General features: G+C 56.7%; 13 protein-coding genes. 9 read left to right on the top strand and 4 right to left on the bottom strand.

The genetic code is table 11. The features are described from left to right. The first annotated feature begins 8 nt into the window (after positions 1–8). From M4951_RS05315 to M4951_RS05275, 9 genes are all read left to right on the top strand, one after another. On the top strand, positions 9–473 hold the full coding sequence (locus M4951_RS05315) for a hypothetical protein (RefSeq protein ID WP_262025439.1): 465 nt from the start codon (positions 9–11) through the stop codon (positions 471–473). Next, entirely contained in the window at positions 470–3,778 is a 3,309-nt protein-coding gene (locus M4951_RS05310) for a DUF1553 domain-containing protein (RefSeq protein WP_262025438.1), read from the top strand. The genes M4951_RS05315 and M4951_RS05310 overlap by 4 nt, the downstream gene beginning before the upstream one ends. Positions 3,779–3,784: 6 nt before the next feature. After that, positions 3,785–5,203 carry a DUF1501 domain-containing protein gene (locus M4951_RS05305; protein ID WP_262025437.1) on the top strand — a complete coding sequence of 473 codons (1,419 nt, stop codon included), beginning with the start codon at positions 3,785–3,787 and terminating at the stop codon, positions 5,201–5,203. A 68-nt stretch (positions 5,204–5,271) separates the two neighbouring features. Beyond that, on the top strand, positions 5,272–5,877 hold the full coding sequence (locus M4951_RS05300; protein ID WP_262025436.1) for a DJ-1/PfpI family protein: 606 nt from the start codon (positions 5,272–5,274) through the stop codon (positions 5,875–5,877). Further along, on the top strand, positions 5,870–6,856 hold the full coding sequence (locus tag M4951_RS05295; protein WP_262025435.1) for a sugar phosphate isomerase/epimerase family protein: 987 nt from the start codon (positions 5,870–5,872) through the stop codon (positions 6,854–6,856). The genes M4951_RS05300 and M4951_RS05295 overlap by 8 nt, the downstream gene beginning before the upstream one ends. A gap of 107 nt (positions 6,857–6,963) precedes the next feature. Continuing rightward, positions 6,964–7,221: a hypothetical protein gene (locus M4951_RS05290; protein ID WP_262025434.1), complete on the top strand. Its 258-nt coding sequence runs from the start codon at positions 6,964–6,966 to the stop codon at positions 7,219–7,221. Beyond that, complete coding sequence (locus tag M4951_RS05285) at positions 7,218–8,864, top strand: sodium:solute symporter (protein ID WP_262025433.1); 1,647 nt, start codon at positions 7,218–7,220, stop codon at positions 8,862–8,864. Before M4951_RS05290 ends, M4951_RS05285 begins: the two co-directional genes overlap by 4 nt. A 454-nt stretch (positions 8,865–9,318) precedes the next feature. After that, positions 9,319–9,522, top strand: a complete 204-nt coding sequence (locus M4951_RS05280; protein WP_002651528.1) for a hypothetical protein — start codon at positions 9,319–9,321, stop codon at positions 9,520–9,522. Positions 9,523–9,915: 393 nt separating this feature from the next. Continuing rightward, positions 9,916–10,542, top strand: coding sequence for a hypothetical protein (locus M4951_RS05275; protein ID WP_262025432.1), 627 nt, complete (start codon positions 9,916–9,918; stop codon positions 10,540–10,542). Between the two features lie 175 nt (positions 10,543–10,717). On the opposite strand, the gene M4951_RS05270 is transcribed toward M4951_RS05275, so the two are convergent. From M4951_RS05270 to M4951_RS05255, 4 genes are all read right to left on the bottom strand, one after another. Continuing rightward, positions 10,718–11,452, bottom strand: a complete 735-nt coding sequence (locus M4951_RS05270) for a class I SAM-dependent methyltransferase (RefSeq protein ID WP_262025431.1) — start codon at positions 11,450–11,452, stop codon at positions 10,718–10,720. 3 nt (positions 11,453–11,455) lie between these two features. After that, a complete protein-coding gene (locus M4951_RS05265) occupies positions 11,456–12,202 on the bottom strand; it encodes a tetratricopeptide repeat protein (RefSeq protein ID WP_262025430.1) in 747 nt (248 codons plus the stop codon). Positions 12,203–12,420: 218 nt separating this feature from the next. Further along, a complete protein-coding gene (locus M4951_RS25625) occupies positions 12,421–12,906 on the bottom strand; it encodes a hypothetical protein (protein WP_410050420.1) in 486 nt (161 codons plus the stop codon). A 328-nt stretch (positions 12,907–13,234) separates the two neighbouring features. After that, a complete protein-coding gene (locus M4951_RS05255; protein WP_262025429.1) occupies positions 13,235–13,999 on the bottom strand; it encodes an NYN domain-containing protein in 765 nt (254 codons plus the stop codon). Between the last annotated feature and the right edge of the window lie 61 nt (positions 14,000–14,060).

Raw genomic sequence — 14,060 nt, 5'->3', positions numbered from 1 at the left:
AAACTCCAGTGATAGCCAATCAATTTCTGTGGACCATCTTTGAACGTTCGCGAGGGAGACTTCTCGTTTGCGGACTCATGGTGTTTGCAGGTTGCGCCGCTCCATCCGATATCGACCGCATCCCGGTTTCCGGCATGGTGACGGTCGACGGCCAACCGTTAGATCACGGCACCATCCAGTTCTTCCCGCAGGGCGATACGAAAGGCCCCATGTCAGGCGGACGAATCGCGAATGGACGTTACCAGTTAGATGCGATCACCGGACCTCCCCCAGGGCAACATCTGGTTCGCATCGCTGGCAAGCGAAAAACGGGACGCATGGTCCAAGTGCCGCCTGATGAATATGCGCCGCAAGGCTCGGTTGTAGAAGAAATGGTCGATGCGGTCCCAGAACGTTACAACGCCAAATCCGAACTGATTCACGATGTTGTTGCGCCGTCGACTGAACTCAACTTTGAATTGAAATCCAAATGAATTTCGCATTGAACCATGCCGCCAGGATGCGGACTCTGCTAATCGGATGGTCGCTGTTAGCCACCGCAGCGCCGGGATACGCAGAATCGCCAGACCCCGCATCGCTCATGCGTCCGCTCGCCCAATGGCAGTTTGACGAAACGGCTGATGACGTCTGCCATGATCGAGGAGATGGAGAACTCCACGGCCGTTATTTCGCGGGAGCGAAACGGTTCGCTCATGCGACGAGCGGCAGAGAATCGATCGTCGAATTTGGGCCTGAACTTACGCAAGCGCGAATTGAGATCGCCGTGAATGGCGCAGCGCAACAAACGCTGCAAAAATTGCTCGCCGGATCGTTCTCATGGGAAGCCTGGATCTTGGACGCTGCTCCAGCGCCGGATGGACGCACGAATTACGCGATCCTTTATTATGCGGATCACCGGGGTTTTGTCGCCAACTCGACCTGGTTCTATCGAGCGCGGCAAAACGGCGGCTATTACTTTCGGATGACGGACGCCCAATCGCGGCAGGCCGGTATCGAGATCGCGCCGCTGACGAAAACCGGCGCCGGAGACGGCCAATGGCATCACTATGTGATAAGCGTCGATCGATCGGCCGAGAACTCCGACCAATGGGGCATTCGCGCATTTCGTGATGGTGAGTTAGTCGCCGAGCAACCGCTGCGCAGCGATCTCGGCCCGATCGAACACGATGGCCCGCTCGTATTGGGAAATGATCATCGCGCAGCGTCTCCCTGGCGCGGCGCGATCGACGATCTGGCCTTGTTTAATGTGGCGTTGGATTTGCAGGAAGTGCGGCGTCGTTATAAAGCGACGAAAGCAGACGACGAATCGCTGAAAGCGAGCCAACTAGCGTTGTTGACGCAGCGCGAAGAGTTTTTCGAGAACAAGATTCGTCCGTTGTTTCTCGAAAGTTGCGTTGGTTGTCATACCGGCGATGAATTTGGAGAGTCGCCGTTAGCGTTTACCTCGCGAGCCGCTCTGCTGCGAGGCGCCGAATTCGGCCCGGCGATCACGCCTGGCAAAGCGTCCGAAAGTTTGTTGATTCAAGCCGTCCAATGGAATCACAAAGCGTTGAAGATGCCGCCGGATGAAAGCGATCGTCTCACCAAGCGTCAAATTGAGGATCTGCGCCGCTGGATCGACGATGGAGCCTTTTGGCCGCAAAGCGAAGAGATGCCTGACGACGCGGCAAATTCGGAAACCATCGAAGAACAGGTCGAATCGGATCATTGGGCTTTTCAACCTCGCTTGCATCCAACTGCGTCAAAAATCGACCAGCCTGAATGGAACGAGCACGAAATCGATCGTTTCGTGTTTGCAAAGCTGCAAGAGCAAGATATCTCGCCCAACGATTTGGCCGACAAGCGGACGCTCATTCGACGTGTGACGTTTGATTTAACCGGACTGCCGCCGACGCCGGAAGAGATCGACGCATTTCTGAACGATCGATCCACCGACGCTTTCGCCAAAGTGGTCGATCGCTTATTGGCTTCGCCCCGGTATGGAGAACGTTGGGGGCGTCACTGGCTTGACCTGGCCCGCTATGCCGATACGCAAGGCGATGTGGGAGACTTTCCGATTCCGACGGCCTATCTCTATCGCGACTGGGTGATTGATGCGCTGAACGCCGACATGCCGTACGATCGCTTTATTCAAGCTCAGCTCGCCGGCGATCTACTTGCATACGAAGCGCCGCAACAAGAAGACGCAGCCGGCCTGATGGCGGCGACTGGATTCATCGCTTTATCGCGACGTTTCGGCAATACGAAATTTGAAGACAAGCATCTGATGATCGAAGACACGCTCGATACGCTGGGACGCAGCGTGTTAGGGATTACCTTGCGATGCGCTCGCTGTCACGATCATCGCTTTGATCCGCTGCTGCAATCCGATTATTACGGTCTGTACGGCATGTTCGAGAGTACGCGTTATCCGACGATGGGCGCGTCGAATGAAAAATCGCCTTCGGCGCTGACGCCGGTCGTTCCCGATCATGAACAACAAGCGTTGCTCGACGAACACTTTGAAACGATCGAACGCTACTCGTATCAAATTAACAACCGTGGTCGAGCCTGGCTAAAGCCGACGCTGCAAGAGTTCAAGGATGTTTCCAATCAGTTGAAAGCGGACGACCTGAGCGCGGAGCAACGAGCCCAATTATCCGATCGTCGCGAAAAAGCGCTCTCGGCCTATGACGGAAAATTCCGCGAACTGATGCTGCATGGTCTCGATTGGATCAATCGAGAAAAGAATCGCTTGGCGGACAACCCGCCGGCCCAAGCGATTTTTGCGGTGAGCGAAGCGGAACCCCACGACGCGAAGATCCACCTGCGGGGCAACCCCGAAAACCTGGGCCGCGTCGTCCCGCGACGTTTCCCGTTGATTCTGTCTCAAGGAGAACTCCCGCAAAGGCAAGGCTCCGGACGGCTCGAACTGGCGCGTTGGATTACGGCGCCCGATCATCCGTTGACCGCTCGCGTGATCGTCAATCGGGTTTGGCGACACTACATGGGCCGCGGCCTGGTCGCCAGCACGAGTAACTTTGGCGTGCGCGGCGCGAAGCCTTCGCATCCCGAACTGCTCGACTATCTTGCGAATACGTTCGTCGAAGAAGATGGCTGGTCGCTCAAAGCGTTGCACCGTCGCATTTTACTCTCGCGAACTTATCGTCTCTCGGCCCACGCGACGACCGAGAGCCTTCGTCAAGATCCTGACAACGTATATCTGGGCCGATTCTCTCGACGCCGGTTAGAAGCGGAAGCGATCCGCGATGCGATGCTGTCGATCAGCGGCAACTTAGATCTTAGCCGCAGCGGCGAGCATCCTTTTCCGCATTGGAAAAAGCGTTCGTTCTCGCTGAACAATCCATTTAAAGCAGAGTTCCCCAGCAACCGCCGCACGATTTACTTGATGACTCAGCGATTGTTCCGGCAACCGTTCTTCTCTTTGTTCGACGGCCCCGATCGGAATCAGTCGACGGAAGAACGAACCGTTTCGGCGCTGCCCACGCAAGTGCTGTACTTGCTGAATTCGCCGTTCGTACAGCAGCAAGCCAAGGCTTTCGCCGATCGAGTCATCGCTGAATCCGAGGAAGACGCAGCCGCGGTCAAGCTGGCGTACGAGCTTGCCTATGGACGCGCTCCCACTTCGGTCGAACAGCAAGCGATTTTAGAAGCGAAGGCAAGTTTGACCTTGCAGATCGACGACGCCGACGCCAAGCCGGCCGAGGTGCGGCGAGTCGTTTGGACGGCTGTCGCCAAGTCGCTCTTCGCCAGCAACGAATTCATGCATGTGGAGTAAGAAGACATGACTCAATCGAATCAACCAGAGCGTACCGTCAAGCGACGCGATCTGCTACGAAGCGGCTTGAGCGCATGCGTCGCGCTGGGTTGCGGCGCTTCGGTCGCACGTCCAACCCTGGCCGCCGATCAAGTCGACGCGCCGCAGCATTTTCCGGCTCAGGCGAAGCATGTGATCGTGCTGTACATGTCAGGCGGATACTCGCACGTCGATACGTTTGATCCGAAGCCGGTCTTGACCCAAAAACATGATCAATCGATCGGCTTAGAGCCGAAAGTCATCGTCACCGGCATGCCGAAGATCGATCGCTTTCTGAAAGCGCCGGCGTGGAAGTTTCGCCCGAACCGGCAATGCGGTACGGAAGTGAGCGATCTGTTTCCGCATATCCGCGACGTGATGCACGAAGTGGCCTTGATTCGCTCTATGAACAGCGATCATAGCGATCACGGCGAAGCGACCTTGCAATTGCACACCGGCAGTACGTCGGTCGCAATGCCCAGTTTCGGAGCCTGGCTCAGTTTCGGCTTGGGTTCGCTCAATCCGCAGCTCCCGTCACATGTCGTTTTATCGGAGCATCGTCCGTACAGCGGCGCCCAAATCTGGGACGCTAACTTTTTACCGGCGCTGCATAGCGGCGTCCGTATCTTGCCGGGCAAAGACCCATTGCCGTTTTTACAGTCCCCCAATCCCACGACGATTCGAGACTTTGAATTTGAGCTGTTGACGAAGATCAACCAAAAACATCAACAGCAGCGGCAAGATGGAGGGCAACTGGCCGGACGCATTGCCGCCGCCCAATCGGCGCGCGGGCTGCAGATCGCCGCTCCCGAAGCGTTTGACCTGTCCCAAGAAACCAAAGAAACGCTGCACTTGTATGGATCGAAACCCGGCGACGTCAAGTCGTACGCGTCGCAGTGCATCACGGCCAGGCGACTGGTGGAACGCGGAGTTCGCTTTGTTGAGATCATCGACGCGGTAGGAAGCTGCAGCGACAACTGGGACGCGGCCCACCGCGATATTCAATCGCACGCCAAATATGCACAGCGCGTCGATCAACCGGTCGCCGCGTTGATTACCGATCTAAAGCGGCGCGGTCTGCTCGAAGAAACGCTCCTCGTCTTTTGCACTGAGTTCGGCCGCACGCCGTGGGCCCAAGACGGCAAAGGAACCAAGAGTCGCAACCATCATCCTTTGGCGTTTTCGTGCTGGCTAGCTGGCGGCGGCGTCAAGCCGGGCATCACCTACGGCCAATCGGACGAACTTGGCAATCAAGTCGCCGAGAACATGGTTCATATTCATGACTTCCACGCGACGATCTTGCGGATCATGGGGTTAGACCATACGCGTCTCACCTATCGATACGCAGGCCGAGACTTCCGTCTCACGGATGTTCATGGACACATCGTAGAAGACCTATTGGCGTAGCTTCGATTGACGGAAACTCCGTTTTAAGACGAGATCGAATTTTCAAAACTGAATCGACTGGAGAATAAATGGCGCGGAACATACTGTTGCCCATTGGTGACGGCACCGAAATGATGGACACCCTCTACCCTGTCTTTCGCTTGGCGGAAGAAGGCTACGAGGTGGTCGTCGCTGGTCCGGAGGTTCGCACCTATCACGGCGTCATGCACGAAATCCCTCCTCTGGAACCGATCCCATGGGATATCACCCGCGAACAGCCTGCGTACCATATTCGCACGACCGTCGCGTTTCGCGACATCAATCCGGCGGATTACGATGGCCTCTTTCTTTCTGGCGGCAGAGCGCCCGAATATTTGCGATATGACCAAGATCTGCTCCGCATCGTCAAGCACTTCTTCGACCTGGGCAAGCCGGTGGCGATCGTTTGCCACGGCGTCGAATTGGCGGCCGCAGCTGGCTGCTTGTCGGGACGCACAGCGACAACGGTCGGCAAATGCGAGTTAGATATCACGCAGTTCGGCGGAATCTACGTTGACGAGCCTTTCGTCACAGACGGCAATCTCCTCTCCTGTCGAACCTGGCATGACTATGCATTGATGTTTAAACCGCTGCTTCAATTGCTGCAAAAGCAACAGACGTTGGGCAATGGCGCCAAGGAGCAAATACATGCTTAGTTCGCCAATCGACCAAGTGCGATCGTCGTCGGCAAACGAACCGTTGCGACTATCTCGTCGGCAAGTTCTACAAGGCGCCGCCGCTGCCATCCTGATCGCTTCGCCCGCTGCTTCGCCTGCCCAAGCACCGTCGCAAGATGGTTGCACGTTAGGGTTCAGCACATATGGCATGAAGACGTTGCAAACGGAAGATGCGATCCAAGCCGTCGCGAAAATCGGGTTCGACGCGATTGAAATTGCGGTGCGTCCGGATTGGGATTCGGCGCCTGGCAAGATGCCAGCGAAGCGACGCCAGCGCGTTCGTCAACTTCTCGCCGAGAATCAGTTGCAGCTCACATCTCTGATGGAACATCTGGAACCAAGCCGTGATGAAAAAGAACGCCAGTCGCAGTTAGACCGACTGCAAGGGGTGTTCGAGTTGGCCGAAGATTGGCGCATCGATCAAAAGCCGCTCGTGCAAACGACGCTTGGCGGAGGAAACTGGAACGAACTCCGCGAGTTCTATCGTGATCGAATCGGCCAGTGGGTCGAGTTGGCCGAACAACATGACGTGGTCATCGCCGTCAAACCGCATCGCGGCGGAGGAATGTCGCGTCCCAGCGAAGCGGTTTGGTTGATCCAGCAACTCGGCAATCCCCGCTGCTTGCGCATGGTCTATGACTATAGCCATTACGCATTTCGCGAAATGCCGCTCGACGAAACGGTGCAAACCGCCCTCCCCTATACGGCTCATATCGCTTTGAAAGATGCGATGCAGCAAGGGAAGAACGTCGCGTTTCAGTTGCCCGGAAAATCGGACAACGTCGATTTTTCGCGAATCTTTCGCTTGTTCTACGCAGGCGGATATCGCGGCGATCTGAACTGCGAAGTGAGCGGCATGGTTTGGGGCAAGCCTGGCTACGACCCGATTGAATCGGCCAAGCTCTGCTACGCGTCGATGTCGAAAGCAATGCAAACCGCCGAAGTGCCGCGCGCCTAGCTCAGGCGTCTGTGAGAACCAAGCTCTGCAGAAACGGCGTAATGGCCGCCAATGCGCCGATCTTGCGAATTTAATCGAAGCCACTTTTTTTGCTGTGAAGGAGTCGTATGGCGCCGGAAGAACGTCGCAATTCTCAAGTTCTGGGATATTTCATGACCGCGATCGTGATCTTCTCCATCGTCATGGGCGTCGGCCCAGGCGTCTTGCTCGTGAATCGGCCGACGATGTTTCTCGGCTTGCCGCTTGTTTACACCTGGGGCATCGGTTGGTATTTCGTCCTGTGCGTCGCCGCGATCATCTCCTATTGCTGCCTGTGGCGCGATCAGCCGGAATCGAAATCGAGCGAGCAGGAGAAATTGCGATGAACGAAGCGACGACCAATCCGACCGCCGCCAGCGACCTGATCGGCTCGATTCCCTTTGTGGTGCTAGTCGTCTATCTACTCGTGCTGTTAGCAATCGGCTGGATCGGCTATCGCCAGAGCAAGCAAGGAGAAGAAGATTACTATCTCGCCGGACGAGGGCAGAGTTGGTTAATCTCCTCGCTGACGATCATGGCGACCTTCTTTAGCTCCTTCGCTTTGCTGGGAGCGCCCGGCATGGTCTATCGCGAAGGAGTCGTGTTTGCGCTGGTCAGTTTAAACGTACCGATCGCCGGCTTTTGCGTCTATTTGCTCGGCTCTCGAATTTGGCAGGCAGGCCGCGCGCATGGTTACGTTACCCAAGCCGACATGCTGTGCGACCACTACGACAGCCATTTGTTACTGCGGGTATTAATTACCCTCGTCGGTTTTCTCTTCGCGATTCCCTATATCATCATGCAGTTGAAAGCTGGAGGCGAACTCGCGGCGGTGTTATTCGTCGACTACGACTACGCTTTTGAAGTCGGCACAATCGTCCTCGCGGCGATCACGGCGCTCTACATCATGATCGGCGGCATGCGCAGCGTCGCTTGGACCGATGCGCTGCAATGTATTTTGTTGATCTTGGGGATGTTGCTTGCCGGCGTAGCGATGGTGGCCAGTCTCGGAGGGCTGTCTGGATTTCGGGACGCCGTCGCCGAGTTGCCGGAATCATCGCTTACCGTGCCTGGCAATAGCGGATTTTGGCAATTGCCGATGCTCTTTACGATCTGCTTGCTGATGCCGATCGGCGGCATCATTCAACCAGCCCAGTGGATGCGATTCTACGCGGCTCGCGATCAGGCCGCGCTCAAGAAAAGTGCGTTGATTTTTATCCTCTTGCTCACCGGCTGCTTCATGTTCGGAATTATGCTGGTCGGATTGGGAAGCCAAGCGCTCTATCCTTTGCAAATTTCGGCCGACGGCGTCAGCCCTGCGCCGGAGATTGCGAGTTATGACCAGGTTTTGGTGGTGGTCCTGCGCGATCACCTGCCAAAGTTGTTGGGGCCGTCGCTGGGAACGGCGTTGGCCTCGTTAACGATTGTCGCGATCATGGCGGCCGCGATGAGCACCGCCGACAGCAATCTGCATGCGCTCAGCGCTTTAGTCACGAGAGATATCTACGACCGTTTCATTCGGCCGCAGGCCAGCGAAGGAGAGCGTGTTTGGGTCGGACGTTTTGTGATTCTTGCCGCCACGCTTGGGTCGTTAGCCTTGGTCTTGATGGGTAGCCGCCCTGAAAGCAGTCTCGCCGAGTTTATGGGCATGATCGTCGATCTGGCGTTGTTCGCAGTCGCGTTCAGCGTTCAGTTGTTACCGATGACGATCGATGTGCTGTTCCTGCGTCGCGGGACGGCGCTGGCCGCAACTTCGGGGCTAATCGCCGGCATTACGACTGCGTTCCTATTTACTCCCCTCTTTCCCACGGTTGCGGCCTGGGTAGACCTAGCGCCGCTCGATTCTCTGGTAACGCATGTGCAAACGGCGGCCATCTATCTGCCAATCCACGCTTCGGCTTGGGGACTCGCCGTTAACGTCATGTTGTTTTTGCTGATTCTTGCTCTAACCAAGAGAACGCCGCAACCGCTGCAACTTCGGGCCGATTAAAGCGGGCGGACCGATCCCGAGCGACGATTCAAGGATCTGTTTTGGCGCCGCGCTGGTCAGGCCGAAGTTTGAGCTAACATTTTTGGGCAACCTGGCCCGACCTCGAAGCGGTGGATACCCGCAGCGCCGGCGATCAGCGGGTTCGATTGGCAGCTCAGCCGTTGGCATTTCCACCACTTTGTGGGGAGTAGCCCAACTGCGGCGCAGCGCGATGAACCGATAGGATCTCTCGACGAGGAATGTGAGAGGCCTATTTCCCTAACTTCGAACATCTGCAGAAGACGAAACATACGCACCATCCGGTCGATAACGCGCGGGGGAACGCGATGAGAGGCCCGGCGATCCGGCATGATCGCGCCAAGCCGCAGTTGGGGACCGGAAGGCGATTTTCGCCCAAGTTTCCGGCGGATGAGAGCCGATACCTGAGATAAGCGACACTGTTTCTTAAGGGGTAATGATGACAGGTTTGGATCCGGCCGTTTCGAGCGTACTCGCCGCCAAGGAAGCGCAAACGCGGACGCAGATTGACTTCGCGGTTGCGAAAAAAGGACTCGACGCCATCGAGCAACAAGGGGATGCGATTGTGGAACTAATCGCGTCGGCTGGTCGCATCGGCAAAGAAGCAGGCAAAGGGAATTCGCTCGACGCATTCGGCTAATCCAAGCGTCGCAAGTGGTCGTTCGGCGGCCAATGAAGCTTTCCAATCAAGGTCGCGTTGAGTTACTCATCGCGGCTTTTGTTGTTTCTTGACCGCATCTTTGATGCATGAGAATGAATCAACACGGATCAGCGTCTCGATCTCGGTGCGTGCGTTCGTCTGACAACGTTCACAGCGCGTTCGCATCCTTGTTGCTGGGATCATGCCGAGAAAATTTACGGCGCTACATGCTTGAAAGTTATTGCCTTTCTATAGAGCGCTCGTTAGTCTAAAAGAGTTAAGTAAACGCGTGGCTCCTTTAAGACAAGACGCACGCGTGGTGTTCAACGCTTCTAGAACAGACCTACCGAAGCACGAACATCCGTTTTGTCGACGACGTTGGTGAGGCTTTGCATGTCGGACGTTTATCGCAACTATCTCCAATCACCTACCAGCCAGGGCTTCGCCCAGTTGCAGGTCGAGGTAGCCGCGGAACCCGATTTTGATCCGCAAGGTTCGTTCGTCTTCGACTTGGAAGCGGCGTGCGAGCGCGGCGACTTCCGCGAGACGTACTGGCGGACCTGCGAAATGCCGTTCGCCTGGGTCGCGAGTCCCGCCGCGCACTTCTTTGCGGGGATTGCCGCCAACGAAATGGGCTGCTACGGCGAGGCCGATCTTGAGCGTTTCCTCTTCCAAACCATGCTGGAAGGTCTGTTAGCCACCGGCGACGGAACGGCGGAAGCCCCCTACCAAATCACCCATTTGTCGGACGAAAACGACATTTTGGCCTACTACAGCATCTCGCTGGGCAAAAATCGCCGCGTCGGACAGCAACTATTGCGGCAAGCGGATCGGCTAATCGATGTGGTCTATTGCGGTGATCCGGAGGAAGCTGAAGACGCCGCCCAGGCGATTCACTTTGACGTCACCAACTTGGCCGGCGTGCTGACAACCGCGTCCGTTCAACCTCGACCGGTTTCTAAATTTCGCGCTTTGCTGGCGAAAAGCCGGCTAGGCTTCAATAAGCGGGCGGCGTTCTAGAGCGGTTCCCTCGTAGCCCAAAGTTTTGAAGCTGCGTTTTTTCGAGCCAAGTAAACACTAGCCCTCTAGCGTAAGCGAGGAAAAGCGGCTCGCCAATTCAATCCGAGTTGGGATTGCCAACCACATTCCCTCGCTCGCGCAACGGGCTACGATGTTCCGCTTTCCGCTTTTCTTATCACCGCTTCGTCGCGGCAAAAAAGGCTCGGCCTGATAGCGGGGTGAAGTCGCCAAAGCGCTCGGCGACTTCGACCTGAAAGCCAGCTTGCTCTAGCATCTGGGCGACTTCGTCGCGGCCGAACAGCTGTTGGCGATGGACTTCGTCTTGTCGGCGGTAGAGTTCCCCGGCTGCGCGAAAGGTAGTGATCCGCCGCGTCAGCTGATGTTTGGTTTCTTCATATTGGTATTTGACCAGGCAATGCCAATCTTCGCCGGCAGTCCAAGTGGGGGCCAATTCGCGTCCCCAGCCGATCTCAACGACATCAAAGACCAACAATCCGCCGGCGGCAAGCGCCGTAAACGCCTTCGCAAAGAAGTCTTGCAACGCGGCGACAGGATCGACGCCGCTTGAGAGATAACAGATGACCTCTCCCAATGCCGAAATCGCTACGCACGGCGGCAATGGCCAGCTCGTCCAGCTTCCTACTTCAAACCGAGCGTTGGAGACAATATTTTGAGCCAACTCGATCATTGCCGGCGAGAGATCGACGCCGATCGCGTCATATCCGGCTGCAGTATATTCGCCTGCTGCCTGACCGGCGCCGCATCCCAGATCTACGATCGTGCCGCTAGAAAGTTGGCGATCGCGCAGACGCCAGGCCATCTCATGTGCGACAGGCAACATGATGCGGCTGTATCCGGCGGAGTGGACATACGCCAGATCGCGCTGGTAGGGAGTCGTTTCTCCCGACATTCTCTAATATCGCTGCGTCGTGTTGGGGTTTTGAACGATGCGGGTATCGCCAGCTGGCGAAAATGGTGTATCGGCTTGAACCCCTTGTCGGGTCAAGGTCGCGACGCGGGTGCTGACGCCGTCTTGAAAGCTGTTCAGCTGCAGGGATCGTTGATAGTTGGCCAAAGCCTGATTGAGATCGCCTGATTTTTCTCGCATGTTTCCCAGAGCGGCCCAGGCGCGAGCACTGTTGGCGTCGATCGCGACCGCTTGATTCAACTGGGTCAGCGCCGACTGCTCGTCCCCAAATTCCTGGTAAAGTCGAGCCAACTCAATCTTGGGATCAGCCGAACTCGGATTTTGCTGAGCCCAACGTTCCATCAGCGTGTAGGCGCGGTCGGGCTGTTTGGTGTCGATCAACATGACCGCTAGGCCGCGGTGGCAATCGACATGGTTGGGATCTTGGTCGAGACAGCGGTTGTAGAACTCTTCGGCCTGCTTCAGCATCGCCGGATCGTTGTTGGTTTTCGCCATCTCATGATAGGTAGCAGCCATGTTGTACAGCGCGTCGGCGTTGGTCGGGTCGTTGGCCAGCGCATTATGGAAGTGGTTGACGGCCGCCATCGGCTGACCGCTTTCGACCGCACGTACGCCAGCGACGTTGGAACTGCTGGCCGCCATTTGGCATCCAGTGCAGGCCAGCGCCAAGAGAATGCCGCTTTGTTGCAGCCAATACTTGGCCGAAATCTGCTGATTTGATGGTTCGCCCACGTTGCGAGCCCTCATAGTTGGTGTATTTGATCGCTTTGCCGTTGTCCCCGGTTGGGGCCAATCAACAAGTGAGTGGAAGAAAAGTTCTTCGCGCGTGGGGAGAGTAGAGAGATTTTTTCGTCGCGACAAGAGAGAATCGCTCAAGAAACAAAATAGGAAGACCGAGGGGACGGCCTTCCTGTTTCGCTGGTAGCAAGCAGTGATAGCGATTTTTGATCTTACAGGTCGGCGTCTTCCATGATCGGCGTCTCTTCAACGCTCGGCATTTCTGGCTCGGCCGGCATGTCGCCTCCGCCGATCGATTTCTGGTAGCCCAAGGCTTTCAGCACTTCTAGCACTTCGCTGCAAGTCGGGAACATGCGACCGCTGGTCCGCTTGTAGGCGTCCAAGGCCTGCATGAATTCGATCTCTTCGTTGTTGTAGTCCCGTTCGCAAGTGGTCGGGTCGATCTGGCGGCGACGAGCAACTTTGGCTCGGCGTTCGGTCGGAACCGCCTCTTCTTTGCGGCGGCGATCGATCGTCACTTCTTGTTCGGCGGCCGCCTTCGACTTGACGTCTTCTTCCTTGGTCGCAGCCTTGGTAGCGGCGCGTTTCTTGGGCGCGGCCGCTTTCGGGCTCCGCTTTGCTTCGGTCTTCTTCGCAGGGGCGGTCTTTTTCGCAGCGGTCTTACGCGGGGTCGATTTGCTGGTTTGGGCTTTGGCCACGAGTAGGATCTCCAACGAACGCGAGAGGGGGAAGGTTACGTGTCGGTTACAAAGTATGGGATCGGTGTACCGTGTGGCTAAAATGCAACATCTGGGAAAAACGTGCGGTTTGCGTGGCTGTGCCGGTTAGACCGGTTTTTACGGATTGGGCGAGCGCGCACGATTATGCCGAGAAGCGGCGAAGTGAGCTTTCATCCATCGAAATCAGCCGCACGGCGTTAGCCGCGGTTTGCCCCTCATTTGACTCTCGCGAATGAGTTACCTTCAGAAACCGGGGCTAATGCCCGTCGGCTGATAAGAGTTCTGCTGATGCGCCCAAACCTACGACTTAACGTGACGGTTTGTCGTCGTCGTCAAAGAACTCGCGGGCAATCTGATCGAGATAATCGGCCGGGAAGACAGAACCTCCCAGCTGGCTCCCCAGCTGTCGAACGTCCTCTTCAAAACCATCCGGAAACGGATTTTCGAGTTCCGGCTTTTCTGAATCCCCTTCTCCAGCCGGCTTCGCTAGGCTTGGCGGCGCCGATTTTGGCGTGGTCGGCGGTGGTCGATTGGGGGTGCGCAGCGGTTTCAGCTCACGGGCAATTTGGTCGACATCGATCTCTGAGAACTCACGCATCCAGCGAGCCACTTCGGACTGAGACGGGGGAGCCTGCGGTTTGGTTGGCTGTTCGGCCGCTTTGATCTGAGCCTGACGCTTGCGTCGCATCAGGCTGATCCATTGCCCACTATCGATCGCGGTCGCTTTGCGGCGACGTGCGGCGCGTTGAACGCGATGGTCGCTGGAGACGACGGTTAGCCGTTTGGGCGCCGTATGGCGCTCGATCAGCACTTCAATCATCTCATCCGCATCCGCATATTCGGAGGCGAAGTGAACTACGATGTCATGGTAACGAACGGTTCGCGGCAGACCGGGGGGCGCCTTGGCCGAGTCGAAGACGACGACCGTCTGGCGAATCTCCTGCGGATCGACGATCGAGCGAATCAGCTCCAGCAGCATCAGGCGATCCTGCTCGAAACTGCCGTTCCCATCGAGCGAACTGACCACGCCGGATGCGTAGAGCAAGTTGTAGCCGTCGATGATCAGGGGCATTGGTCGTTTCCGCAACAGAAGAAGGAAGCCTGCGCGGAATTCTACGTTCTCTCAGCGAACG

Source organism: Blastopirellula sp. J2-11, from assembly GCF_024584705.1.
In the GTDB taxonomy this organism is placed as follows: Bacteria; Planctomycetota; Planctomycetia; order Pirellulales; family Pirellulaceae; genus Blastopirellula.
This window is presented reverse-complemented; position numbering and strand designations above follow the sequence as displayed.